Genomic DNA, 24,911 nt, shown 5'->3' on the forward strand with positions numbered 1-24,911 from the left:
CAAGGGGAAAACAGTTGCTTGACGTCAACTTCTTCGACGAGCTTCGCATCGGTCTGGCGACCGCCGACGACATCCGCCAGTGGTCGCACGGCGAGGTGAAGAAGCCGGAGACGATCAACTACCGGACCCTCAAGCCTGAGAAGGACGGGCTCTTCTGCGAGAAGATCTTCGGCCCGACCCGGGACTGGGAGTGCTACTGCGGCAAGTACAAGCGCGTCCGCTTCAAGGGCATCATCTGTGAGCGCTGCGGCGTCGAGGTGACCCGCGCCAAGGTGCGCCGTGAGCGGATGGGCCACATCGAGCTGGCCGCGCCGGTCACGCACATCTGGTACTTCAAGGGCGTGCCGTCGCGGCTCGGCTACCTGCTGGACCTGGCCCCGAAGGATCTCGAAAAGATCATCTACTTCGCGGCCTACATGATCACCAGCGTGGACGCGGAGCGGCGCGACCGCGACCTGCCCACGCTGGAGGCGCACATCTCGGTGGAGCGCCAGCAGATCGAGCAGGCCCGCGACGCGCAGGTCGAGGCCCGCCAGCAGAAGCTGGAGGGCGACCTCGGGGAGCTGGAGGAGGCCGGCGCGAAGGCCGACCAGAAGCGCAAGGTGCGCGACGGCGCCGAGCGGGAGATGAAGCAGCTGCGCGACCGCGCGCAGCGCGAACTCGACCGCCTCGACGAGGTGTGGAGCCGCTTCAAGAACCTCAAGGTCCAGGACCTGGAGGGCGACGAGCTGCTCTACCGCGAGATGCGCGACCGCTTCGGCAAGTACTTCGCGGGCGGCATGGGCGCCGCGGCCATCCAGGCGCGGCTGCAGAACTTCGACCTCGACGCCGAGGCCGAGAAGCTGCGCGACATCATCCGCACCGGCAAGGGCCAGAAGAAGGCCCGCGCCCTGAAGCGGCTGAAGGTCGTCTCGGCGTTCCTCAACACCCGCAACAGCCCGCTCGGCATGGTGCTGGACTGCATCCCGGTGATCCCGCCGGACCTGCGTCCGATGGTGCAGCTGGACGGCGGCCGTTTCGCGACGTCCGACCTGAACGACCTGTACCGCCGCGTCATCAACCGGAACAACCGGCTCAAGCGCCTGCTCGACCTGGGCGCGCCCGAGATCATCGTCAACAACGAGAAGCGGATGCTGCAGGAGGCCGTCGACGCGCTGTTCGACAACGGCCGCCGCGGCCGCCCGGTCACCGGGCCCGGCAACCGTCCGCTGAAGTCGCTGTCCGACATGCTCAAGGGCAAGCAGGGCCGGTTCCGGCAGAACCTGCTGGGCAAGCGCGTCGACTACTCCGGCCGTTCGGTCATCGTCGTCGGCCCGCAGCTGAAGCTGCACCAGTGCGGCCTGCCCAAGCAGATGGCGCTGGAGCTGTTCAAGCCGTTCGTCATGAAGCGGCTGGTCGACCTCAACCACGCGCAGAACATCAAGTCCGCCAAGCGGATGGTCGAGCGTGCGCGTCCCGTCGTGTGGGACGTCCTGGAAGAGGTCATCACCGAGCACCCGGTGCTGCTGAACCGCGCGCCGACCCTGCACCGGCTGGGCATCCAGGCGTTCGAGCCGCAGCTGGTCGAGGGCAAGGCCATCCAGATCCACCCGCTCGTCTGCACCGCGTTCAACGCGGACTTCGACGGCGACCAGATGGCCGTGCACCTGCCGCTGTCCGCCGAGGCGCAGGCCGAGGCGCGGATCCTGATGCTGTCGACGAACAACATCCTGAAGCCGTCGGACGGCAAGCCCGTCACCATGCCCACCCAGGACATGGTCATCGGCCTGTACTGGCTGACGACGCAGAAGGACGGCGCCGAGGGCGAGGGCCGCGCGTTCGGCTCCATCGCCGAGGGCATCATGGCCTACGACCGCGGCGAGCTGGACATGCAGGCGAAGGTCAGCATCCGGCTGAAGGACATCCCGCCGCCGCGCGAGTGGATCGCGCCGGAGGGCTACGACTCCGGCCAGCCGTACCGGCTGGAGACGACGCTCGGCCGCGCGCTGTTCAACGAGACGCTGCCGGACGACTACCCGTTCGTCAACGACGAGATCGGCAAGAAGCAGCTCTCGGTGATCGTCAACGAGCTGGCGGAGACGTACCCGAAGGTCGCCGTCGCCAACGCGCTCGACGCGCTGAAGAGCACCGGGTTCCACTGGGCGACCAGGTCCGGCGTCACGATCGCGATCGACGACGTCATCACGCCGCCCAACAAGGCGGAGATCCTGGCCGGCTACGAGGCGCGTGCCGACAAGGTGCAGCGGGAGTTCAACCGCGGCCTGATCACCGACGACGAGCGCAAGCAGGAGCTCATCGAGATCTGGAACAAGGCCACCGCGGACGTCGCGGTGGACATGGAGAAGGCGTTCCCGAGGGCCAACCCGATCTGGATGATGATCCAGTCGGGCGCTCGCGGCAACCCGCTGCAGCTCCGCCAGATCGCCGGTATGCGCGGCCTGGTCTCCAACCCCAAGGGCGAGACCATCCCGCGTCCGATCAAGTCGTCCTTCCGCGAGGGCCTGTCGGTCGTCGAGTACTTCATCTCGACGCACGGCGCCCGCAAGGGCCTGGCCGACACCGCGCTGCGCACCGCCGACTCGGGTTACCTGACCCGGCGCCTGGTGGACGTCGCGCAGGACGTCATCGTCCGCGAGGAGGACTGCGGCACCGACCGCACGATCCCGTTCGAGGTCGCCGACCGCCTGCAGGACGGCACCCTGGTCAAGCTGGCCACCTCGGAGACGAGCCTGGTCGGCCGCACCATCGCCGAGGACGTCGTCGTCGACGGGACGGTCATCTTCCCCGCCGACACCGACCTGTCCGACGCGGTCGTGTCCCGCCTGGTCGAGGCGGGGGTGGACAAGGTCCGCACCCGCAGCGCCCTCGTCTGCGAGGCCAAGATCGGTGTCTGCGCCGCCTGCTACGGCCGTTCGCTGGCCACCGGCAAGCGGGTGGACGTCGGCGAGGCCGTCGGCATCATCGCCGCGCAGTCCATCGGCGAGCCCGGCACGCAGCTGACGATGCGCACCTTCCACACCGGCGGTGTGGCCGGCGGCGACATCACGCACGGTCTGCCGCGTGTCACGGAGCTGTTCGAGGCCCGCATCCCGAAGGGTGTGGCCCCGATCAGCGAGGTCGCCGGCCGGGTCAAGATCGACGAGACGGAGAAGGCCCGCAAGGTCGTCGTCGTCCCGGACGACGGCTCCGAGGAGATCGCCTACCCGGTGCCGATGCGGTCGCGTCTCCTGGTCAAGGAGGGCGGGGCCGTCGGCGTCGGCGACCAGCTCATCGCGGGTGCGATCAACCCGCACGAGGTGCTGCGCATTCTGGGCCCCCGCGCCGTGCAACTGCACGTCGTCCAGGAGGTCCAGGAGGTGTACCGGTCGCAGGGCGTGTCGATCCACGACAAGCACATCGAGATCATCGTCCGCCAGATGCTGAAGCGGGTGAACATCCTCGAGTCGGGTGACACCGACCTGCTGCCCGGCGACCTGGTCGAGCGGCCGATCTTCGAGGAGCGCAACCGGAACGTCGTGGCCGAGGGCGGCACGCCCGCCGCCGGCCGCCCCGTCCTGATGGGCATCACCAAGGCCTCGCTCGCGACCGAGTCGTGGCTGTCGGCGGCGTCCTTCCAGGAGACGACCCGGGTGCTCACCGAGGCCGCGATGCACGCCAAGAGCGACCCGCTGCTCGGCCTCAAGGAGAACGTCATCATCGGCAAGCTCATCCCGGCCGGTACCGGCATGCCGCAGTACCGCAACGTCCGGGTCGAGCCGACCGAGGAGGCGAAGGCGGCGGTCTACTCCGTCGGTTCCTACGACGACGGCGCCGAGTACGCCTTCGGCCAGGGCTCCGGCGAGGCCGTCCCGCTGGAGGAGTACGACTTCGGTCAGTACAACCGCTAGCGTCCCGTCCGGGACGCCGCTCCGGCGGCGTCCCGCTCGCGGACACCCGTGCCTGACGACACGCGACGAGGCCCCTTCCGCTCGGGAGGGGCCTCGTCGCGTTCGCCGGACGGCTTTCCCTCCACCAGCGGTCGCGTGCCCCACTCGGCGGCCAGCTGCGACACCATCAGACCCACATCCCGCCCGGCACCGCGAGCACGCTCACCACGATCCGAAGGCAAGTCAGGCGGTGGTGACGCGCCGTGCCTTCGCCGCGCTGCTGTCTGGTATCAAGCAGTAGTCCGAGTCTGGCCCCCGAACGGTGGAAGACATGGATGCGACCGAGGCCGCCTGGCGCAAGTCGAGTTACACCACTGCCAACGGCGGCGAGTGTGTGGCATCTACCAGGTGCGGGGCCTCGATCTGTCCAACATGACCCTGGTCGAGGGCGACCGCGGGTGATCGTGATCGACCCGCTGGTCTCGGTGGAGACCGCCGCCGCGCTGGCGCTGTACGGGGAGCATCGCGGTGACCGACCGGTCACCGGCCTGGTCTACACCCACTCCCACGTTGACCACTTCGGTGGCGCGGAGGGCGTCATCGAGCCCGCCAATCCGGACGGGGTGCCGATCCTGGCGCCTGACCTTGCGCGGCACCCCTGTCCGCGATACGCGGGTCTGGGCCCGTTACCTGGACGAGGCGATCACGCTGTTCGCCGACGACACCGACGTGGCGTTCGCGTCCCACGACTGGCCGGCGTGGGGGACCGACAAAATCGTCGCGTTCCTTTCGCAGCAGCGGAATCTGTGCGCCTACCTGCACGATCAGACGTTGCGGCTGCTCAACCAGGGCCGCACTGAGATCACCGAGATGACGGAGTTGCCGCCGGAGCTGGCGCCAATGCCCGGCACGGGGCCCCGGTCACGGAAACGCCGTGACCGGGGCCCAGGATCAGCTACCGCGGAAGGTGCCGACCGCCGCTAGTTCCGGTACCGGAACACGATCCTGCCGCGCGTCAGGTCGTACGGCGTGAGCTCCACCAGCACCCGGTCTTCCAGATTGACCTTGATGAAGTTCTGGCGGATCTTACCGCTGATGTGCGCGAGCACCCGGTGGCCGTTGTCGAGCTCCACGGTGAACATGGCGCCGCGCAGGCACTCGACGACCTTGCCCTCGATTTCGATGCCGTTCTTGTTCTTCATCGCACCAGCTCCAGGCTGCTGCTAACCGGCCGGGCCCCGATGCCCTCGAACAGCGCCGAGGCCGCTTGATTGGACTCGTGGACTACGGCCGAGGCCGCGGCGGCCCCGGAGTGGTGCAGCGTCCCCAGCGCGTGGGCCAGCAGCGCCCGCGCGATGCCGCGGCGCTGCTCGCCGGCCCGGACCGCGACCAGCCCGATGTGCGGCTGCCGGGTCACCGGCACCACCCGGATCAGACCCAGGTAGCGGTCCGGCACCGCGGCCACCGCGTACTTCGACGGGTCGACGATGGTGACGCCTTCGGGGCGGGGAAGCACCTCCGCGGGCATCGACCGCCATCCGACGGTCGCCTCGACTTCGTCGCGGATCGCGCGGTCCACCGCCCGCAGCAGGCCCTCGTCCGTCTGACCGGCGGGCACGATCGTCACGCCCGAAGGCGGCAGGACTTCTTCGAGCCCCGTGACCCGCGGGTCGGTCGGCACGACGTACTCCCACTCGCGGTGCCGGATCGTGAAACCGGCCCGCCGCCAGCAGGCCGTCAGCTCGACGTCGGCTTCGTCGAGCACCGTGTACAGCGGCGCCGGCAGTTCCGCCAGCATCGCCTCGGCGAGCAGGTCGAAGGTGGCGTCGTGCCAGGCGTCGATGCCGACGAACAAGCGTCCGTCGGGCCGGTGCTCCGCATACCCACGGCCGACCACCAGGTCGTCATCCAGCGCATGCCAATGCCTGTCCGCGACACGCGTGATCATCACCGCGTTCTCGCTCAGGCCGGATTTGAGAGGCTTCATGTTCATCGGAGTCTTCCTTCCAGGAATGCCTCGATCTCAGGGCGCTCCTGGCGACACCGAACGTCAGCCGCGGGACCGTGCCGGACTGAGGGAGCACCCATGGGTGACTGTGTTCACGGGTACCACCTCCTCGTTCTCTCGCACGGCCTCCGGAAAAGTAGCAGTGGTCGCCGTGGTCCACCAACTGGTTTTACGGAGGCTCCGTGGCCGGATGCCACGGAGCCACTCGCCTAAAAGCCAAGGCCGTGTAGTTGAGGGCTTCGGGTCTGTGACGTGATCGCAGCGTGGCGAAATCGGAACACTGCGCAGTAAGACTGGTCATCAATTGCCGGCCGGCCCAGCCCAGTCTTGAGGTGGGTCTTGTAGTCGCGGACGGCGGGGCGCGGTCGAGCGCGACCGTTGCCGGAAGGGGGAACCATGACCGCTCAAAAAACCTGTTGGCGGACCATGGCGAACACTGCTAACTTTCACGTGGCCGTGGGAGAGAACGAGGAGGTGGTACCCGTGAACACAGTATCGACATGGGTGCTCCCCTCTGGGACCACGGTCGGACGATAGGTCGTCCGGGAGCGCCGTTCAAGAGCACTCCCGAAAGGCACGACCATGCGATTCACTTCTGAGCAGCGCCTCGATGACGGCCTCCTCGAACGCGAATTCACCCTCGGCGAGATCCCCGGCATCCTGTGGACGCCCGCATCCGCATCCGCACCGGTCCCGCTGATCCTGCTCGGCTACCCCCCGCTCGGAATGCACAAGATGTACCCCCGGCTGGTGGCGCGGGCCCGGCGTTCCGCGGCGGACGGCTTCGCTGCGGCCACCATCGAGCTCCCCGAGAGCGGTGACCGGCCCCGCTCGGCCGCCACCGAGCAGGCTCGCGCCGACCTGCAAGGGGCGCTGGAGGCCGGCGAGCCGGTCTCCGACGAGATCGTCGGCCGGCTCGTCCTCCCGGGGGTCGAAAAGGCGGTCCCGGAATGGCAGGCCACCATGGACGCCCTCCTTTCGCTGCCCGAGATCGGCGGTCCGGTCGGGTACTCGGGGGGAGTGATCTCCATCGGGATCCGGCTGGCGGTGGTCGAGCCGCGCATCTCGGCCGCCGTTCTGTTCGCCGGGAGTTTCGTGCCTCGGGTCCTGTTCGAGGAGGCCCGGCAGGTCACCATTCCGCTGCATGTCCTGCTGCAGTGGGACGACGAAGGGAACGACCGGCAGATGGCCCTGGACCTGTTCGACGCCTTCGGCTCCAAGGAGAAGACGCTGAACGCCAATATGGGCGGGCACACCGGCGTCCCGCAGTCCGCGGGGGACGCCGCGGCCCGGTTCTTCACCCGGCATCTGAGCTAGCCGCCCGCCGGCCCCGCCGTCAGGCCGGCAGCAAACAGTAGGCGGTGCCGGCCAGGACGCCGCTCGTTGAGGACGGGTCCCGGCCCTCCTCGATGGCGGTGGCCAGCAGATGCACAACCGCCCCGATCGCGGCGGTACCGGCCATCGGCGGTACCGGCCGGTCGGGGCGGCGCCCGGCCACCGCCGCCTGAATCAGCGGCATGTTCGTCAAGACTCGTCCACCCGACCGCGAGCGGTAGCGCGGAGCTCCGCCCTGTTGATCGCGGGACGGGTCCCGAGGTGGGGCGATCGCGGGCCCGCATGCTTCGTGTTCTTGCTGGTCGGGGGACAATGGGCGGGTGGCTCGGTGGGTCCTGCACGTCGATCTGGACCAGTTCCTCGCGGCGGTCGAGGTGCTGCGCCGGCCTGAGTTGCGCGGGCGGCCGGTCGTCGTCGGCGGTGACGGTGATCCGACGAAACGCGGCGTGGTCAGCACGGCTTCATATGAGGCCCGTGCCTACGGCGTGCATTCTGGGCTGCCGCTCCGCATGGCGGCGCGCCGATGTCCGGACGCCGTGTTCCTGCCGGTGGACAGGGAACTCTACGAGGCCGTCTCGGACGAGGTCATGGCCGCATTGCGGAGCCTCGGCGCCGTGGTGGAGGTGCTCGGCTGGGACGAGGCGTTCCTGGCGGTCGACGGCGATCCGGAGGCGGTGGCGGAGGAGATCCGGGCCCGCGTCCACGCCGCGACGGGCCTCGACTGCACGGTGGGCATCGGCGAGAACAAGCTCCAGGCGAAGATCGCGACCGGGCTCGGCAAGCCCGCCGGGGTCTTCCGGCTCACCGGGGACACCTGGTTCGCGGTCCTCGGCGACCGGCCGACCGACGCGCTCTGGGGCATCGGCGCGAAGACGGCCAAGCGGCTGAGGGAACTGGGGATCACCACCGTCAGCGAACTCGCGGCGGCCGATCCGGGCGCGCTCGCCGAGCGGTTCGGCCCCGCGACCGGTCCGTGGCTGGTGCGGCTCGCCCGGGGCCTGGGCGGCTCGGCGGTGAGCGACGCCCCGCACGTGCCGCGCTCCCGCGGCCGCGAGACCACCTTCCAGCAGGACCTGGACGACTGGACGCGCGTGCGCCGCGAGGTCTCGCGGCTGGCGCGCCGCGTCGCGGACGACGTGGCGGACGAGCACGGGGACGTCGCCCGCGTTGTCGTGAAGGTCCGGTACGCGCCGTTCACCACCCGGACCCACGGCAGCACGCTGGACGCGCCGACGTCCGTCCCGGAGCGGATCGAGGAGGCCGCGCTCGCCGCGCTCGCCCGCTTCGCCGGACGCCGTCCGGTGCGCCTGCTGGGCGTCCGCGCCGAGTTCGCGCGGCCCCGGCCGCGTCCCGTCACCGGCGCTTGACCTGCGAAGACGATCGCTTTCTTGACCCTTTGTCGGGTTTTGGGCGGTTAGCGCCCGGGGAGGTAGGTGGTCGTTGCCCGATGTACGCGACGGGGGAGTAGAGCAGATGAAGAGGGTCATGACCGGCGCCCTGATCGCCGCCGTGGTCGGGGTCGGGGGTGTGGGCGCGGGCGGCGCGGCCGTCGCCCAGGCGTCCGACCCCGCCCAGGGCCAGAGCACGCGCCAGGACTGCCGCACGTACTCCAGCGTCACGGAGTGCGGCCAGCCGAAGCTCACCGAGAAGCAGCGGGCGTGCGTGGACTCGGCGGTCCAGCAGGGCATGACCGACCGGCGCGCCGTGGTGGAGTGCTCCGCCTTCGGCTGACAGCCGCACAGAAGGGGCCCGTCCGGGGGACGGGCCCCTTCGCATGCCCGGAGCACCGTTCTGCGGGGGTGTGGCTTCGACGTCGCCGTCCTCGACCCGCCCCGGCACCGCGAAGAGGCCCGTCCCCCGGACGGGCCTCTCGACGTCCGGCCCCGGTCAGCCGGCCTTCGCCCCCGGCGGTGGTGCGGTGAGCGCGTAGATCAGCAGGACGCACAGCGCGATGGTCAGCACCGACCAGAGCGGAAAGGCGAGCAGGAACGCCAGATGCCCGATGGCGGCGACGACCGCGAAGAAGACCCCGGTCGCGCGAGCCCACATCTTCCCGGACAGGATCGCCGCGCCGATCCCGATCTGGACGGCGCCCATGATCAGCCAGATCCAGCCCCACGTCGTGTAGTCGAATACAAGGAGCTGGTTCTGGGCGACGAGGTAGTAGTCGTCCCTGAACAGTCCCACCAGGCCGTCGATGACGTTGAACGCCCCGATCACCAGGGCGAGCGTGCCGGCGAACGCCAGCCATCCCGAGGTCCGGTGCCGCTCCCGTGCCATGGGCGCGGCGGTCTTGGTCGTCATGTGATCCCCCTTACGGTCGGCCGCAGTACGGCGCTGCCGACCCGGTGACCGAAGGGTGCCCTCCCTCATAGAGGTCGCAAACCATGACCAACCGGCTCTTAGCAGCACCTTTGCGGATATCTGGGGCATTCAAGAGGGCCCGCCCCACCGGGACGGGCCCTCCGCGGTGGGGAGTCAGTTCCCCGGGGGGTTCGCGTCGGTCCATTCGGCGACGTCGAACGCCTGGTACGCGATCATTTCGCCGGGCTTGTGGAAGCGGTCGGGCATGTCCTTCGCCTTCAGGGAGCGCGGCTTGCCGTCGTCCCCGGGAGGGAGCGGCCGGCTGCCGTGCGGCGGCGTCACGACCAGGTCGCGGATCGCCAGCAGGGAACCGGCGCCCGGGGCGACGATGAACTGACGCCGGTAGGCGCCGAGCTGCTTCGGAGCGGTGAACAGGCCGAGCGGCGCGGTCGTCTTCAGCGGCAGCGAGATCGCCGTCCCGGGCCGGCCGAGTGGATCGGTCGCCGGGCCTTCGACCGTGACGCCGGGCAGGCTCGCGAGCATCCGGAACACCGCGGCGCGCACCGCGGGCGGCGCCGGCGCGGTCGACAGCAGCGTCCCGGCGACGTCGCTCAGCGCCCGGATCCGCTCCTGCCCCCGCAGAGCGCGGATCGGCTCCTCCGGCTCACCGTCCGACGAGACGGCGTGCCAGCGCCCTCTGAGGTCCAGCAGCCGCTTCTCCAGCGCGTCCGGCCGGGTGGGCAGTTCGGCGATCTGGCGCGGCGTCATGCCGTGGAACCGTTCGACGGACGCCGGCCAGGGCGACCGGCCGGCCGTTCGGTCCGACATGTCCAGCTGGATCGTGCCGCCTCCCCCTTCCGGGTTCGGGACGCTGACCCACCCGGGCGAGCCCGCCGCCTGCCACTTCTGCCTGTCCCGCGCGGTGAGCGGGACGTCCGCCATCTCGAGATGGACCATCCGCCGGCGGCCATCGAGGTCGGTCCACGCCTCGTTCCCCTGCCTCGAATCCACCTTGTAGTGGTTCGCGGCGCTTTTGCCGACCGCGTAGACCTCGCCCATGACGGTCTTGGTGTGCCAGTACCGTCCGGTGGGCGCCTTCTGGGCGTTGGTCGCGGCGACGAGCAGCGCGTTGCCGGAAGTAAGGGTCTGCTCCCCGCGGGGGGCGGGCACCGCGTCCTCTCCGGGCCGCAAGGCGATGACGCCGACGGTTCCGGCCGCGACGGCGGCGGCCGCCGCGGTCGCCAGCAGCGGCGTCCGGAGGCTGCGCACGCGACGTTCCCGAGGACGTTCCCGGGGGCCGTGCCTCCAGTCGGTGCGCAGAGCGAGGCGCTCCGGGCTCTCCTGCTGGGCCAGTGCGGTCCGCATCTGCCGCAGCGCGTCCAGTTCATCCATGGTGCTTCTCCTGGGGAAGGGCCTTCCGGAGCTTCGTGCGGGCCCGGTGGATCTTGGCCTTGACGGTGCCGAGCGGCAGATCGAGCGTCGCCGCGATCTCGGCGTAGGACATCTCGGCCCAGGCGAGCAGCAGGACGGCGTCCCGCTCCTGCGCGCTCAGCGAGGCGAGCGCCTTCGCCAGCCGGGGCCCGAGCGCGGCGGCGGTCACGCGGTCGCCGGCCGCGTCGGCCACGGCGTCGGCGTCCTCGGCGGGGTCGACGCCGGTCCGGGCGTACGCCCGGTACATGCGGGTCTCCTGCCGGTGGTGCCGGGCGATCAGGTTGGCCGCGATGCCCCACAGCCAGGCGCCGAACTCCCGGCGCCCGTCGAACCTCGCCCGCTGCCGGAACGCGGTCGCGAACGCCTCCGACACCAGGTCGTCGGCGAGAGGCGCCCCGAGACGCCGCTTGACGTAGGCGTGCAGCCGCGGCGCGTGCCGGCGGAAGAGCTCGCCGAACGCCTCGGGGTCGTCCAGCGACGCGGCGACGATCCGGGAATCGTCCAGTTCGCCCTCGGCACGGCTCACCGCGTGCATGCGCGTGTCTTCATGGAGTGCTTCTCCGGGGCTAGAGGATGCTGACACCTCCTCTATCCCGAAGCCCCCCGCCCGGTTGCGCCGCGGCTCTCCCGGGGCGGCCGGCCGCAGGTCAGCCGAGCGGAAGGGGCCGGCGGGGGACCGGAGACGACTGGAGGATCGACGTCGTCGTCCGGGCGTGGGGGGTGAAGCGGTCGAGGATCGGCTCCAGTTCCTCGACCCTGCGCAGGTGGGCGATGAAGAAGAAGCAGTCGTCGCCCGTGATGCGGTGGCACTCGGTGATCTGCGGGACCTCGTCCGCGATCTTGGGAATGCGGCTCAGCTCCCGGGGATGCGGACTGACCCGGACGAGGATCGTGAGGGGGAAGCCGAGCGCGACCGGGTCGACGGTCGCGTGGTAGCCGGTGATGACGCCGGTCTCCTCAAGGCGCTGGACGCGTTCGGCGACGGCCGGGCCGGACAGGGCGACGCGGCGGCCCAGCTCGGCGAGCGGCGTACGGCCGTCCCGCTGCAACTCGGTGAGGATCTGAAGGTCGATCGCGTCGAGCGGCTTGGGTTCGTAGGCGCGGCCAGGCCGACTCCTGCGGTTCGCCATTCCCCCAATTTAGGCATCGGCCGACGATATGGCCATGTCCCTTCCGCCGAGTTCCTGCCCGTCATAGCCCTGGCCGCCCTGGGAGTGCGGACGGGACGCAACCTGGTCGCCTTGGCGGCGGCGGTAAGCGGCGTGTACGTGCTGACGGAAGTGCGGCTCGAAGGCGAGCCGCTGGGGTTCGCCTTCGCGTTCGCGAACGCGGCGCTCTTCGCGCTGTACGTTGTGGTCGCGCACAAGGCCGCGCGGTCGGACGCAGGAGGCATCGACGGGCTGGCCATGGCGATGGTCGCGGCCGCCGTGTTCGTCCTTCCCCTCGGCGGCGTGCAGGCCGTGCCGGTGCTGGGCGACCCCGTGGTGCTCGCCGCGGGAATCGGCGTGGGCGTCACGTCGTCCGTCATCCCCTACGTGTGCGATCAGCTGGCCATGGCGCGACTCAGCCGTGCAACGTAGGCGTTGATGGTCGCGCTGCTGCCGGCGACGGCCACCGTGACGGGGCTGGTGGTGCTGCGGCAGGTGCCGACGGCGGCGGAGGCGGCCGGAGTGGGACTGGTGATCGCCGGAGTGGCGGTACACCGTGGAGAGGGTTGAGAGGAGACGGCATGGAACAGGTGCGGCTCGGTACGAGCGGGCTCAAGGTCTCGCGGATCTGCCTGGGGATGATGAGCTACGGCGACCCCGCGCTCCGGAAGTGGGCCCTGGACGAGGAGGCGGCGGAGCCGATCGTCCGGCGGGCCGTCGAGGGCGGTGTGACGTTCTTCGACACCGCCGACGGGTACTCGATGGGGGCCAGCGAGAAGATCACCGGACGCCTTCTCCCGCGGCTCTTCGCCCGCCGGGACGACTACGTCCTGGCCACCAAGGTCTACCTCCCCATGGGGGACGGCCCGAACGCAGGAGGGCTGTCCCGCAAGCACATCCTGGCGGGCATCGACGACTCGCTGCGCCGGCTCGGCGCCGACTACGTGGACCTCTACCAGATCCACCGCTGGGACTACGGGACGCCCATCGAGGAGACCATGGAGGCCCTGCACGACGTGGTGAAGTCGGGCAAGGTGCGGTACATCGGGGCGTCCAGCATGTACGCGTGGCAGTTCGCCAAGGCGCAGCACGTCGCCGAGCTCCGGGGCTGGACGAAGTTCATCTCGATGCAGAACCACTACAACCTCCTCTACCGGGAGGAGGAGCGGGAGATGAACCCGCTCTGCGCCGATCAGGGCGTGGGCCTCATCCCGTGGAGCCCGCTGGCGCGCGGCATGCTCGCCGGGAACCGGGAGCGGGGCGGCGAGCGCAAGACCGTCCGGTCCCAGAACGACGCCTTCGGGGACGGCCTCTACACCGACGCCGACTTCGACGTCGTGGACGCCGTGCGGGAGGTCGCGGGCGAGCGGGGCGTTCCGGCGGCGCAGGTGGCGCTCGCCTGGCTGCTCGGCCGTCCCGGAGTGACCGCGCCGATCGTGGGAGCGACGAAACTCACTCACATGGACGACGCGCTCGCCGCGGAGGCCCTCGAACTGGACGGGAAGGAAGTCGCGCGACTGGAGGCCCCGTACCGTCCGCACGCGGTCGTCGGGCACTCCTGACGCGCCGGGACGCGGACGTCCCCGGGCAGGAACGCTCCGGGGCCGTCCCGCGTCTATTCAAGGGCGTGATTTGCGATCCCCCAGGCGATCGGGGCAGGCTGTGGACGAGAACGCCCACGCATGGCAAGACCGCCACGCGGGGACAGGGATGAAAGTTCGGAGGCGGCGTTATGCGCCGCGCGCCTCCGGGCTTCCGGGAGCTGAGGAGCCCCGGGACGACGGCGCTGAAGGAGCCCGACGATGACCGAGAACGACGGCACGCAGGGCCCGCAGCGGCCGTTGCCGGACGACGAGGGGCAGCCCGCGCCGGTGGAGGGGCAGGAGCCCCCCGCCCGGCCGCTCGGGGACCGCACCGTGGTGTTCGGGGCTCCGCAACTGGGCGGCCAGAGCGGCCCGACGCCGCTTCCCCCGTCCGAGCCCCGCGAGGGGGAGCGGCCCGCTCCGCCCCCGCCGCCCCCCACGATGGTCGAGCAGCCGATGCCGCAGTTCGGCGAGCAGCCTCCGGCGCCGCCCCAGCAGCCCTACGGCGCGCCCCAGGAGCAGCCCCAGTACGGGCAGCCGCCCGCCGGGCAGCAGCCCTACGGCCCGCCCCAGGGCCCCGGTGGGTTCACGCCCCCGCAGGACCCGCAGCAGTACGTCCCGCCGGGAGAGCAGCCGCAGTACGGCCGTCCCCAGCCCGGCTACGGCCAGCAGCCCCCGTACGAGCAGCCGCCGCAGTACGAGCAGCCGCAGTACGAGCAGCCGCCCCAGTACGAGCAGCAGCAGTACGGGCAGCAGCCTCCGCAGCAGCAGTCCGGGTACCCGCAGCAGCCGATGCACGGCGCGCCGCAGGACCCGCAGCAGTACGGCCGGCCCCAGTACGAGCAGCAGCAGTACGGGCAGCCCGGCGCCTTCCCCGCGCCCGAGCCCGGCGTCCCCGGTGAGCAGGCGCCGCCGGAGCAGTCGCAGGACCTCTCCGGCGACCGCACGATGATCGTCCCCGGTCCCGGCGCGGCCGTGCCCGAGCCCGAGCAGCCGCAGCGGCCCGCCATCGACGACCAGGCGACGCTGCACTGGTCGCCGGGCACCGACATCCCGGTCGCCACCGGTCCCGAGCGCAAGCAGGAACCGCCGGCCGAGCCGTGGCAGGCGCCGACGCCGCCGTCCACGCCCGAGCCCTGGACGCCCGAGGCGCCCCAGCCGGGCCGTCCCCAGCAGGGCCAGGCCGACCACGAGCGGACCATGATGGTGCCGCCGCCCGAGCCGGGGTTCGGCGCGGGCGCCGGCGCGCAGTCGTCCGGTCCCTCGCCCTCGGTGGACGATCTGTACCGCCCGCCCGGCGAGAGCGGTGTCGAGGACGCGCGCCCGACCGAGGCGTTCGACCCGTCCGCCCCGTCCCAGGGACGGCACGCCGCCGAGACCCCCGGCGTTCCCGACAGCACGCGCCTTGACATCGGCCAGCAGCAGTGGGGCCAGCAGCCCCAGCAGCAGGCCGGGCAGCAGTACGGGCAGCAGCAGGCGTACGGCCAGGCCGAGCAGCAGCAACAGGGCTACGGCCAGCAGCAGCCCGGCGAGCAGCGGGGCTTCGGCCAGCCCGAGCAGTACGGCCAGCCGTACCAGCAGCAGGGCTACGGCCAGCCGGGGCAGCAGGGTCAGTACGACCAGCAGGGTCAGTACGACCAGCAGGGCCAGGCGGGTCAGCCGGGCCAGGCGGGTCAGTACGACCAGCAGGGGCAGGGTCAGCAGCAGTACGGCCAGCAGGGCTACGGCCAGCCCGGCCAGTACGGCGGCCAGCAGGGGCAGCAGGGCCAGTACGGCCAGCAGCCCGCCTACGGGGCCGAGGAGGGCAAGGGCGGCAAGAACACGCTCTGGCTCGTCATCGGCGCCGTCGCCGTCGTGGTGATCCTCGTCGTGCTGGTCGTCGCCTTCGTCCTCTAGCCGGGGACGCGGCGCGGCGAACCGGCAAAGCCTTGTCCACATCTTCCCCAACAGGGGGAACGTGGGACACAATGCCGACGGGTGCCCGTCCCGGCACTCGTGCGGGGACGGGAACATCCGTCGGCACGGTGTCGTTGACCATCTCGGGGAAGGCTCCCCGACGCTCTGCGGGCTTGCGCTCGATGGGGTGCGCACTGTAGTGCGCTTCTTGTTTTGCACTTTGCCGCGCGGGTCGGTAATCTCTTCACTTGCGCCCGCTCTGCGGGTCACTTATGCGTGTGCGTCGGCGAGGCCGGTTGGCCAGCCCCAGCGCCGCATCTGATGAGGCTCCTTCATTCTCGGTGGGTCCGGCGGTTTCACGCCGTCGGGGCGCGCCGGATGGGGGAGGCTCGCTCCCCGGCTTGGTCCGGCCCTGAAACGGGCCGGGCGGTCTGTGTCGGTTTCGCGCGGTTGTATTTCCGTGAGGCGGCGACACGCCCGACCGCGTGGGTCGGAGAGGGTCGGGAAACCGGCAGGTCACAGCCTCGCCTGAGGTGGTGATTGCAGCAAAAAGACTTACCAGCTCGGTACGAGGAAGACGGAGACGCGGTGCCCACGATCCAGCAGCTGGTCCGAAAGGGCCGCCAGGACAAGGTGACCAAGAACAAGACGCCCGCGCTCAAGGGCAGCCCCCAGCGCCGGGGTGTCTGCACGCGCGTCTACACGACGACGCCCAAGAAGCCGAACTCCGCGCTTCGCAAGGTCGCCCGTGTCCGGCTGACCAGCGGGATCGAGGTCACGGCCTACATCCCCGGCGTCGGTCACAACCTGCAGGAGCACTCGATCGTGCTCGTGCGCGGCGGCCGTGTGAAGGACCTCCCGGGCGTTCGGTACAAGATCATCCGCGGTGCGCTCGACACCCAGGGCGTGCGGAACCGCAAGCAAGGGCGCAGCCACTACGGCGCGAAGAAGGAGAAGAGCTGATGCCGCGCAAGGGCCCTGCTGGCAAGCGCCAGCTGATCGCTGACCCGGTGTACAACTCGCCGCTGGTCACCGCGCTCATCAACAAGATTCTCCTGGACGGCAAGCGCTCCATCGCGCAGAGCATCGTCTACGACGCCCTCGAGGGCGCCCGCGAGAAGACCGGCAACGACCCGGTCGTCACGCTGAAGCGCGCGCTCGACAACGTGAAGCCCACCCTGGAGGTCCGCAGCCGCCGCGTCGGTGGCGCGACCTACCAGGTCCCCGTGGAGGTGCGGCCGGCCCGCAGCACCACGCTCGCCCTCCGCTGGCTCGTGGTGTACGCCCGGCAGCGTCGCGAGAAGACCATGACCGAGCGGCTGATGAACGAGCTGCTCGACGCCAGCAACGGTCTTGGCGCCTCTGTCAAGAAGCGCGAGGACACGCACAAGATGGCGGAGTCCAACAAGGCCTTCGCCCACTACCGCTGGTAACCCCGGCGAACTGCAACGACGAGACGACGCGAGGACGACAGTGGCTACCAAAACCGGTGTGGACCTGGCCAGGGTCCGCAACATCGGGATCATGGCCCATATCGACGCGGGCAAGACCACGACGACCGAGCGCATCCTGTTCTACACCGGGATGAGCTACAAGATCGGTGAAGTCCACGACGGTGCGGCCACCATGGACTGGATGGAGCAGGAGCAGGAGCGGGGGATCACCATCACCTCCGCCGCCACCACCTGCCACTGGCCCGTGGACGAGATCGATCACACGATCAACATCATCGACACTCCCGGGCACGTCGACTTCACCGTCGAGGTGGAGCGCAACCTCCGGGTGCTGGACGGTGCGGTCGCGGTCTTCGATGGGGTCGCCGGTGTGGAGCCCCAGTCCGAGACGGTGTGGCGCCAGGCCGACCGGTACGGCGTGCCGCGCATGTGCTTCGTCAACAAGCTCGACCGGGTCGGGGCGGAGTTCCACCGCTGCGTCGACATGATCGAGAACCGGCTCAACGCGACCCCGCTCGTGCTGCAGCTGCCGATCGGCGCCGAGTCCGACTTCAAGGGCGTCGTCGACCTCGTCGAGATGAAGGCCCTCGTCTGGAACGAGGAGGCCAAGCTCGGCGAGATGTACGACACGCTCGACATCCCCGAGTCGCACGCCGAGACGGCGCGCGAGTGGCGCGACAAGCTGGTCGAGACCCTCGCCGAGAACGACGACGAGGTCATGGAGCTGTACCTGGAGGGCGAGGAGCCCACCGCGGAGCAGCTTCACGCGGGCATCCGGCGCGCGACGATCGCCGCGAACCTCACCCCGGTGACGTGCGGCACGGCGTTCAAGAACAAGGGCGTGCAGCCGCTGCTGGACGCGATCGTCCGCTACCTGCCCTCCCCGCTGGACGTCGAGGCCATCGAGGGCCACGCCGTCCGCGACGAGGAGAAGGTGCTCAAGCGACTGCCGAGCGAGGACGAGCCGTTCTCCGCGCTGGCGTTCAAGATCGCGAGCGACCCGCACCTCGGCAAGCTCACCTTCGTCCGGGTGTACTCCGGCGTGCTGGAGACCGGCACGAACGTGATGAACTCGGTCAAGGAGCGCAAGGAGCGCATCGGCAAGATCTACCGGATGCACGCCAACAAGCGCACCGAGATCGAGCGCGTGGGCGCCGGCGACATCGTCGCGGTGATGGGGCTCAAGCAGACCACCACCGGCGAGACACTGTGCGACGAGAAGAACCCGATCGTGCTGGAGTCGATGAACTTCCCGGCGCCGGTCATCAGCGTCGCGATCGAGCCGAAGACCAAGGCCGACCAGCAGAAGCTCGGCACCGCGATCCAGCGGCTGGCCGAGGAGGACCCGTCCTTCCAGGTCCGGTCGGACGAGGACACCGGCCAGACCATCATCTCGGGCATGGGCGAACTCCACCTGGAGATCCTCGTCGACCGGATGAAGCGCGAGTTCAAGGTCGAGGCGAACGTCGGCAAGCCGCAGGTCGCCTACCGCGAGACGATCACGCGGAAGGTCGAGAAGGTCGAGTACACCCACAAGAAGCAGACGGGTGGCTCCGGCCAGTTCGGCCGCGTGATCATCGACCTGGAGCCGCTGGGCGGCGGGTCCGACGGTTACGAGTTCGAGAACAAGGTCACCGGTGGCCGCATCCCGCGGGAGTACATCCCGTCGGTCGACGCGGGCTGCCAGGAGGCCGCAGAGTTCGGTGTCCTCGCCAGCTATCCGATGGTGGGCGTGAAGGTCACCCTGCGCGACGGCGCCTACCACGAGGTCGACTCCTCGGAGATGGCGTTCAAGGTCGCCGGCTCCATGGCGTTCAAGGAGGCCGCCCGCAGGGCGTCCCCGACGCTGCTGGAGCCGATGATGGCCGTCGAGGTCACCACGCCCGAGGAGAACATGGGCGATGTGATCGGCGACCTCAACAGCCGCCGTGGTCAGGTCCAGTCCATGGACGAGCGGCACGGCATGCGCGTCATCAAGGCGCTCGTGCCCCTGTCGGAGATGTTCGGCTACGTGGGTGATCTGCGCAGCAAGACCCAGGGCCGGGCTGTTTTCACGATGCAGTTCGATTCCTACGCCGAGGTTCCCACGAACGTGGCGCAGGAGATCATCGCCAAGGCGCGGGGCGAATAGCCGCCGGGCCTGCCCACAGATCACCAGGACGTACATCGAAGCGGTCGTCTAGACGGCCGAGGATCGCAACAAGGAGCAACCAGTGGCGAAGGCCAAGTTCGAGCGGACGAAGCCGCACGTGAACATCGGCACCATTGGACACATCGACCACGGTAAGACGACGCTTACCGCGGCGATCACCAAGGTGCTCCACGACAAGTACCCGGACCTCAACCCCTTCACGCCGTTCGAGGACATCGACAAGGCGCCGGAGGAGCGCGAGCGCGGGATCACGATCTCGATCTCGCACGTCGAGTACCAGACCGAGGCCCGGCACTACGCGCACGTGGACTGCCCCGGTCACGCGGACTACATCAAGAACATGATCACCGGTGCCGCGCAGATGGACGGCGCCATCCTGGTGGTCGCCGCGACCGACGGCCCGATGCCGCAGACCAAGGAGCACGTGCTCCTGGCCCGCCAGGTCGGCGTGCCCTACATCGTCGTCGCGCTGAACAAGTGCGACATGGTGGACGACGAGGAGATCCTCGAGCTCGTCGAGCTCGAGGTCCGCGAGCTGCTGTCGGAGTACGAGTTCCCGGGCGACGACCTTCCGGTCATCCGCGTCTCCGCCTTCCAGGCGCTGCAGGGCGACGAGAAGTGGGCCCAGTCGATCGGCGAGCTCATGGACGCCGTCGACGAGAACGTGCCGGAGCCGGTGCGCGACGTCGACAAGCCGTTCCTGATGCCGATCGAGGACGTCTTCTCGATCACCGGCCGCGGCACCGTCGTGACCGGCCGCGTCGAGCGCGGTGTCGTCAACGTCAACGAGACCGTCGACATCATCGGCATCAAGAACGAGAAGGCCACGACCACCGTCACCGGTGTCGAGATGTTCCGCAAGCTGCTCGACCAGGGCCAGGCGGGCGACAACGTCGGCCTGCTCCTGCGCGGCATCAAGCGCGAGGACGTCGAGCGCGGCCAGTGCGTCATCAAGCCGGGCACCACGACCCCGCACACCGAGTTCGAGGCGCAGGTCTACATCCTGTCCAAGGACGAGGGCGGCCGCCACACGCCGTTCTTCAACAACTACCGTCCGCAGTTCTACTTCCGGACCACGGACGTCACCGGCGTGGTGAACCTCCCTGAGGGCACCGAGATGGTCATGCCGAGCGACAACACCGAGATGCGCGTCGAGCTGATCCAGCCCGTCGCCATGGAAGAGGGCCTCAAGTTCGCCATCCGCGAGGGTGGCCGGACGGTCGGCTCCGGTCGCGTCACCAAGGTCATCAAGTAACACCCCTCGTAGCGGGGCGGCCCGGCCGCCGGGACCCCGGCAACCGGGCCGCCGCGCCACGACTCTGAAGTATCAGCGGCACTACAGCAAAGGACACCGAGGCCACCATGGCGGGACAGAAGATCCGCATCCGGCTCAAGGCCTACGACCACGAGGTCATCGACACCTCCGCGAAGAAGATCGTTGAGACGGTGACGCGGACGGGCGCCAAGGTCGCGGGCCCGGTGCCGCTGCCGACCGAGAAGAACGTGTACTGCGTCATCCGCTCGCCGCACAAGTACAAGGACAGCCGCGAGCACTTCGAGATGCGCACGCACAAGCGGTTGATCGACATCATCGACCCGACGCCCAAGACGGTCGACTCGCTGATGCGGCTCGACCTGCCGGCCGGCGTTGACATCGAGATCAAGCTCTAAGGGACGCACCGAGAATGAGTACGCAGAGGAAGGGCGTCCTGGGCGAGAAGCTCGGCATGACCCAGGTCTTCGACGATGAGGGCCGGATGGTTCCGGTAACCGTCGTCCAGGCCGGGCCGTGTGTCGTGACCCAGCTCCGTTCCCAGGAGAAGGACGGCTACAGCGCCGTCCAGATCGGGTACGGGCAGATCGACCCCCGCAAGGTGAACAAGCCGCGCGCGGGTCACTTCGAGAAGGCCGGCGTGACGCCGCGCCGCTACCTCGTCGAACTGCGGGCCGACGACACCACCGAGTTCGAACTCGGCCAGGAGATCACCGCCGACGTCTTCGAGGCCGGCCAGAAGATCGACGTGACCGGCACGAGCAAGGGCAAGGGCACCGCGGGTGTCATGAAGCGCCACGGGTTCAAGGGCCTCAGCGCTTCGCACGGCACCCAGCGCAAGCACCGCTCGCCGGGTTCGATCGGCGGCTGCGCGACCCCGGGTCGCGTCTTCAAGGGCCTCCGCATGGCGGGGCGGCACGGCAACGCCCGTACCACCGTGCAGAACCTGACCGTCCACGCCATCGACGCGGAGAAGAACCTGCTGCTCATCAAGGGCGCGGTTCCCGGTCCCAACGGCGGCGTGGTGCTGGTGCGCGACGCAGTGAAGGGGACGGGCAAGTGACCTCCAAACTCGACATCGACCTGCCCGGCGAGGTCTTCGACGCGAAGACCAGCGTGCCGCTGATCCACCAGGTCGTGGTGGCGCAGCTGGCCGCGGCCCGCCAGGGCACGCACTCGACCAAGACCCGCGGCGAAGTCCGCGGCGGCGGCAAGAAGCCGTACCGGCAGAAGGGCACCGGCCGGGCCCGCCAGGGCTCGATCCGCGCGCCCCAGTTCGCCGGCGGCGGCGTCGTGCACGGCCCGCAGCCGCGGGACTACTCGCAGAAGACGCCCAAGAAGATGAAGGCGGCCGCGCTGCGCGGCGCGCTGTCCGACCGCGCCCGCTTCGGCCGGGTGCACGTCGTGGACAGCATCATCGAGGGCGACACCCCGAAGACGAAGACGGCGCTGAAGGCCCTGCGCGAGGTCACCGAGGCCAACCGCGTCCTCCTGGTCCTGGACCGCGAGGACGAGGTGACCTGGAAGAGCCTGCGCAACGAGCCGAGCGTGCACGTTCTCGTCTCCGACCAGCTCAACACCTACGACGTGCTGGTGAACGACGACGTGGTCTTCACGAAGACGGCGTACGACGAGTTCATCTCGCGCGCGGCGAAGAAGTAAGGAGGGTCGCACATGAACAAGATCGCCGACCCCCGCGACATCATCCTCGCGCCGGTCGTCTCGGAGAAGAGCTACGGGCTGCTGGACGAGAACAAGTACACGTTCGTCGTCCGCCCGGATGCGAACAAGACGCAGATCAAGCAGGCCGTCGAGGCCGTGTTCGGCGTCAAGGTCACGAGCGTGAACACGCTCAACCGGCAGGGCAAGCGCAAGCGCACCCGGTTCGGCTACGGCAAGCGCAAGGACACCAAGCGAGCCATCGTCAGCCTGGCCGAGGGCGAGCGGATCGACATCTTCGGCGGCCCGGCCTAACCGGCCGAGGCCCCGAAGCAGATAAAGGGATGAACGAAAAAGATGGGCATCCGTAACTACAAGCCGACGACTCCGGGACGTCGCGGCTCCAGCGTGGCCGACTTCGTCGAGGTCACGCGCCGTGAGCCGGAGAAGTCGCTGCTGCGTCCGCTCCCCAAGAAGGGCGGCCGCAACAACCACGGCCGCATCACGACCCGGCACCAGGGCGGCGGGCACAAGCGCGCCTACCGCGTGATCGACTTCCGCCGGCACGACAAGGACGGCGTGCCGGCCAAGGTCGCGCACATCGAGTACGACCCGAACCGCACCGCGCGGATCGCGCTGCTGCACTACGTGGACGGCGAGAAGCGCTACATTCTCGCTCCCCGCGGCCTGAAGCAGGGCGACCGGGTGGAGAACGGGCCGGGCGCGGACATCAAGCCGGGCAACTGCCTGCCGCTGCGCAACATCCCGACCGGTACGGTCATCCACGCCATCGAGCTGAAGCCCGGCGGCGGCGCCAAGATCGCCCGCAGTGCGGGCGCCGGCGTCCAGCTGCTGGCCAAGGAGGGCAAGTACGCCACGCTGCGCATGCCCTCCGGCGAGATGCGGATGGTGGACCTGCGGTGCCGCGCGACGGTCGGCGAGGTCGGCAACGCCGAGCAGTCGAACATCAACTGGGGCAAGGCCGGCCGGATGCGGTGGAAGGGCAAGCGCCCGACCGTCCGCGGTGTCGCCATGAACCCGATCGACCACCCGCACGGTGGTGGTGAGGGCAAGACCTCCGGTGGCCGCCACCCGGTGAACCCCGCCGGTAAGAAGGAAGGCCGCACTCGCCAGGCGAACAAGTCGAGCGACCGGCTGATCGTCCGTCGTCGCAGCAAGAAGAAGCGGTAGGAGTCGCTCGTCATGCCACGTAGCCTTAAGAAGGGCCCGTTCGTGGACGACCACCTCATGAAGAAGGTGGACGTCCAGAACGAGAAGGGCACCAAGAACGTCATCAAGACGTGGTCGCGGCGCTCCATGATCGTGCCGGACATGATCGGTCACACGATCGCCGTGCACGACGGCCGCAAGCACGTCCCGGTGTTCATCACCGACGCGATGGTGGGACACAAGCTCGGCGAGTTCTCGCCGACCCGCACGTTCCGCAGCCACGTCAAGGAAGACCGCCGCAGCCGTCGCGGCTAGCAGGCAGAGCAGTTCGCACGTAGGAGAGAGGGAACAGCGATGGAAGCCAGGGCCCAGGCGCGGTACGTCCGCGTCACGCCCAGGAAGGCCCGCCGCGTGGTGGACCTCATCCGCGGCCTGCCTGCCGCGGAGGCTCAGGCGGTGCTGCGGTTCGCCCCCCAGGCTGCTAGTGAGCCGGTGGGCAAGGTGCTGGCGAGTGCCATCGCCAACGCCGAGCACAACTTCAAGCTCGACACGGACGGGCTCGTCGTGAGCCGTGCGTGGGTGGACGAGGGGCCGACGCTCAAGCGTTTCCGTCCCCGCGCCCAGGGCCGGGCTTACCGCATCAACAAGCGCACGAGCCACATCACCGTGGTCGTGGAATCGCGGGACGACGCCGTGTCCGCGTCCTCCGGCGGTAAGAAGACGAGGAGGGCCCGGTAGTGGGTCAGAAGATCAACCCGCACGGGTTCCGGCTCGGCATCACAACCGACCACAAATCCGTGTGGTTCGCCGACAAGCTCTACAAGGACTACGTCAAGGAAGACGTCCAGATCCGGCGCATGCTGCAAAAGGGCATGGACCGGGCGGGCATCTCCAAGGTGGAGATCGAGCGGACCCGTGACCGTGTCGAGGTCAACATCCACACCGCCCGGCCGGGCATCGTCATCGGCCGCCGCGGCGCGGAGGCCGAGCGCCTCCGGGGCGACCTGGAGAAGCTGACCGGCAAGCAGGTCCGGCTGAACATCCTCGAGGTGAAGAACCCCGAGATCGACGCGCAGCTCGTCGCGCAGGGCGTGGCCGAGCAGCTGTCGAGCCGGGTCGCGTTCCGCCGCGCCATGCGCAAGGCGATCCAGTCCGCGATGAAGTCCGGCGCCAAGGGCATCAAGGTGCAGTGCGGCGGCCGCCTCGGCGGCGCCGAGATGTCCCGGTCGGAGTTCTACCGCGAGGGCCAGGTCCCGCTGCACACGCTGCGCGCCGACATCGACTACGGCTTCTACGAGGCCCGGACGACGTTCGGCCGCATCGGCGTCAAGGTGTGGATCTACAAGGGCGAGGCCGCGGCGACGCGTGCCGAGCGCGAGCAGCGGGCCGCGCAGCAGCGCGCCTCCGGTGGCGGCGGCGGTGGCCGTGAGCGCCGCGGTGGCGGCGGTGGCGGCGGCGAGCGTCGCGGTGGCGGCGGCGGCGGTGGAGGCCGCGGCGGTCGTGGCGGACGCGGCGGCGCCGGTGGCGGCGAGCGCGGCGGACGCGCCGGCGGCGAGCAGAAGCAGCAGCAGGGTTCCGAGCAGCCGGCCCCGGCGGCCGAGGCTGCTCCGCAGGGTGAGGGGAGCTGAGTAA

General features: G+C 69.7%; 27 protein-coding genes and 1 pseudogene. 21 read left to right on the forward strand and 7 right to left on the reverse strand.

The window, feature by feature from the left end; genetic code table 11:
• Positions 1-14 precede the first annotated feature (14 nt).
• Both ACA511_RS06155 and ACA511_RS06160 read left to right on the forward strand, forming a co-directional pair.
• A complete protein-coding gene (locus tag ACA511_RS06155) occupies positions 15-3,887 on the forward strand; it encodes a DNA-directed RNA polymerase subunit beta' (RefSeq protein ID WP_375023069.1) in 3,873 nt (1,290 codons plus the stop codon).
• 375 nt (positions 3,888-4,262) lie between these two features.
• Positions 4,263-4,760, forward strand: a pseudogene (locus ACA511_RS06160) (MBL fold metallo-hydrolase); the annotation flags it as partial.
• A gap of 86 nt (positions 4,761-4,846) precedes the next feature.
• Here the strand turns inward: ACA511_RS06160 and infA are convergent.
• Together infA and ACA511_RS06170 are read right to left on the reverse strand one after the other, a co-directional pair.
• Positions 4,847-5,068, reverse strand: coding sequence for a translation initiation factor IF-1 (infA, locus tag ACA511_RS06165; RefSeq protein ID WP_375023070.1), 222 nt, complete (start codon positions 5,066-5,068; stop codon positions 4,847-4,849).
• Positions 5,065-5,859, reverse strand: a complete 795-nt coding sequence (locus ACA511_RS06170; RefSeq protein WP_375023071.1) for a GNAT family N-acetyltransferase — start codon at positions 5,857-5,859, stop codon at positions 5,065-5,067. The genes infA and ACA511_RS06170 overlap by 4 nt, the downstream gene beginning before the upstream one ends.
• Before the next feature lie 597 nt (positions 5,860-6,456).
• Here ACA511_RS06170 and ACA511_RS06175 point away from each other — a divergent pair.
• Positions 6,457-7,191, forward strand: a complete 735-nt coding sequence (locus tag ACA511_RS06175) for an alpha/beta hydrolase (RefSeq protein WP_375023072.1) — start codon at positions 6,457-6,459, stop codon at positions 7,189-7,191.
• 19 nt (positions 7,192-7,210) lie between these two features.
• On the opposite strand, the gene ACA511_RS06180 is transcribed toward ACA511_RS06175, so the two are convergent.
• Positions 7,211-7,393: a hypothetical protein gene (locus ACA511_RS06180; RefSeq protein WP_375023073.1), complete on the reverse strand. Its 183-nt coding sequence runs from the start codon at positions 7,391-7,393 to the stop codon at positions 7,211-7,213.
• 136 nt (positions 7,394-7,529) lie between these two features.
• Here ACA511_RS06180 and ACA511_RS06185 point away from each other — a divergent pair, with 136 nt between their 5' ends.
• Positions 7,530-8,576 carry a DNA polymerase IV gene (locus ACA511_RS06185; protein WP_375023074.1) on the forward strand — a complete coding sequence of 349 codons (1,047 nt, stop codon included), beginning with the start codon at positions 7,530-7,532 and terminating at the stop codon, positions 8,574-8,576.
• 106 nt (positions 8,577-8,682) lie between these two features.
• Positions 8,683-8,940: a hypothetical protein gene (locus ACA511_RS06190; protein WP_375023075.1), complete on the forward strand. Its 258-nt coding sequence runs from the start codon at positions 8,683-8,685 to the stop codon at positions 8,938-8,940.
• A 156-nt stretch (positions 8,941-9,096) separates the two neighbouring features.
• Here ACA511_RS06190 and ACA511_RS06195 read toward each other — a convergent pair whose 3' ends face one another.
• From ACA511_RS06195 to ACA511_RS06210, 4 genes are all read right to left on the reverse strand, one after another.
• The gene (locus tag ACA511_RS06195; protein ID WP_375023076.1) at positions 9,097-9,513 is read right to left on the reverse strand and encodes a hypothetical protein; all 417 of its coding nucleotides are present in this window, start codon (positions 9,511-9,513) and stop codon (positions 9,097-9,099) included.
• Between the two features lie 174 nt (positions 9,514-9,687).
• Positions 9,688-10,905 carry a CU044_5270 family protein gene (locus ACA511_RS06200; RefSeq protein WP_375023077.1) on the reverse strand — a complete coding sequence of 406 codons (1,218 nt, stop codon included), beginning with the start codon at positions 10,903-10,905 and terminating at the stop codon, positions 9,688-9,690.
• Positions 10,898-11,479: an RNA polymerase sigma factor gene (locus ACA511_RS06205; RefSeq protein WP_375023078.1), complete on the reverse strand. Its 582-nt coding sequence runs from the start codon at positions 11,477-11,479 to the stop codon at positions 10,898-10,900. Before ACA511_RS06205 ends, ACA511_RS06200 begins: the two co-directional genes overlap by 8 nt.
• 112 nt (positions 11,480-11,591) lie before the next feature.
• Entirely contained in the window at positions 11,592-12,074 is a 483-nt protein-coding gene (locus ACA511_RS06210; RefSeq protein WP_375023079.1) for an Lrp/AsnC family transcriptional regulator, read from the reverse strand.
• Between the two features lie 132 nt (positions 12,075-12,206).
• Here ACA511_RS06210 and ACA511_RS06215 point away from each other — a divergent pair, with 132 nt between their 5' ends.
• The 16 genes from ACA511_RS06215 to rpsC all read left to right on the forward strand — a co-directional run bounded on the left by ACA511_RS06215 (position 12,207) and on the right by rpsC (position 24,907).
• Positions 12,207-12,524, forward strand: a complete 318-nt coding sequence (locus tag ACA511_RS06215; RefSeq protein WP_375023080.1) for a hypothetical protein — start codon at positions 12,207-12,209, stop codon at positions 12,522-12,524.
• Positions 12,525-12,530: 6 nt separating this feature from the next.
• The gene (locus ACA511_RS06220) at positions 12,531-12,662 is read left to right on the forward strand and encodes a hypothetical protein (RefSeq protein WP_375023081.1); all 132 of its coding nucleotides are present in this window, start codon (positions 12,531-12,533) and stop codon (positions 12,660-12,662) included.
• Between the two features lie 11 nt (positions 12,663-12,673).
• Positions 12,674-13,654, forward strand: coding sequence for an aldo/keto reductase (locus tag ACA511_RS06225; RefSeq protein WP_375023082.1), 981 nt, complete (start codon positions 12,674-12,676; stop codon positions 13,652-13,654).
• Positions 13,655-13,894: 240 nt separating this feature from the next.
• On the forward strand, positions 13,895-15,571 hold the full coding sequence (locus tag ACA511_RS06230) for a hypothetical protein (RefSeq protein ID WP_375023083.1): 1,677 nt from the start codon (positions 13,895-13,897) through the stop codon (positions 15,569-15,571).
• A gap of 588 nt (positions 15,572-16,159) precedes the next feature.
• A complete protein-coding gene (gene rpsL, locus ACA511_RS06235; RefSeq protein WP_089324469.1) occupies positions 16,160-16,534 on the forward strand; it encodes a 30S ribosomal protein S12 in 375 nt (124 codons plus the stop codon).
• On the forward strand, positions 16,534-17,004 hold the full coding sequence (gene rpsG, locus ACA511_RS06240; RefSeq protein WP_021597494.1) for a 30S ribosomal protein S7: 471 nt from the start codon (positions 16,534-16,536) through the stop codon (positions 17,002-17,004). The genes rpsL and rpsG overlap by 1 nt, the downstream gene beginning before the upstream one ends.
• A gap of 40 nt (positions 17,005-17,044) precedes the next feature.
• The gene (gene fusA / locus ACA511_RS06245; RefSeq protein ID WP_375023084.1) at positions 17,045-19,156 is read left to right on the forward strand and encodes an elongation factor G; all 2,112 of its coding nucleotides are present in this window, start codon (positions 17,045-17,047) and stop codon (positions 19,154-19,156) included.
• A gap of 82 nt (positions 19,157-19,238) precedes the next feature.
• Complete coding sequence (tuf, locus tag ACA511_RS06250) at positions 19,239-20,432, forward strand: elongation factor Tu (RefSeq protein WP_375023085.1); 1,194 nt, start codon at positions 19,239-19,241, stop codon at positions 20,430-20,432.
• Between the two features lie 107 nt (positions 20,433-20,539).
• Positions 20,540-20,848, forward strand: coding sequence for a 30S ribosomal protein S10 (rpsJ, locus tag ACA511_RS06255; RefSeq protein ID WP_018657599.1), 309 nt, complete (start codon positions 20,540-20,542; stop codon positions 20,846-20,848).
• A gap of 14 nt (positions 20,849-20,862) precedes the next feature.
• Positions 20,863-21,513: a 50S ribosomal protein L3 gene (gene rplC, locus ACA511_RS06260; RefSeq protein WP_375023086.1), complete on the forward strand. Its 651-nt coding sequence runs from the start codon at positions 20,863-20,865 to the stop codon at positions 21,511-21,513.
• Positions 21,510-22,112, forward strand: coding sequence for a 50S ribosomal protein L4 (gene rplD / locus ACA511_RS06265; protein WP_375023087.1), 603 nt, complete (start codon positions 21,510-21,512; stop codon positions 22,110-22,112). Before rplC ends, rplD begins: the two co-directional genes overlap by 4 nt.
• A gap of 12 nt (positions 22,113-22,124) precedes the next feature.
• Entirely contained in the window at positions 22,125-22,424 is a 300-nt protein-coding gene (rplW, locus tag ACA511_RS06270; protein ID WP_375023088.1) for a 50S ribosomal protein L23, read from the forward strand.
• Between the two features lie 42 nt (positions 22,425-22,466).
• Positions 22,467-23,300 (forward strand): 50S ribosomal protein L2, encoded by an 834-nt coding sequence (gene rplB, locus ACA511_RS06275; protein WP_375023089.1) that lies wholly within the window; start codon positions 22,467-22,469, stop codon positions 23,298-23,300.
• A gap of 12 nt (positions 23,301-23,312) precedes the next feature.
• Positions 23,313-23,594: a 30S ribosomal protein S19 gene (gene rpsS / locus ACA511_RS06280; RefSeq protein ID WP_285942707.1), complete on the forward strand. Its 282-nt coding sequence runs from the start codon at positions 23,313-23,315 to the stop codon at positions 23,592-23,594.
• 39 nt (positions 23,595-23,633) lie between these two features.
• A complete protein-coding gene (rplV, locus tag ACA511_RS06285) occupies positions 23,634-24,017 on the forward strand; it encodes a 50S ribosomal protein L22 (RefSeq protein ID WP_375023090.1) in 384 nt (127 codons plus the stop codon).
• Positions 24,017-24,907 (forward strand): 30S ribosomal protein S3, encoded by an 891-nt coding sequence (rpsC, locus tag ACA511_RS06290; RefSeq protein ID WP_375023091.1) that lies wholly within the window; start codon positions 24,017-24,019, stop codon positions 24,905-24,907. The genes rplV and rpsC overlap by 1 nt, the downstream gene beginning before the upstream one ends.
• The last annotated feature ends 4 nt before the right edge of the window (positions 24,908-24,911 follow it).

The organism is Actinomadura sp. GTD37 (genome assembly GCF_041951365.1).
In the GTDB taxonomy this organism is placed as follows: Bacteria; Actinomycetota; Actinomycetes; order Streptosporangiales; family Streptosporangiaceae; genus Spirillospora.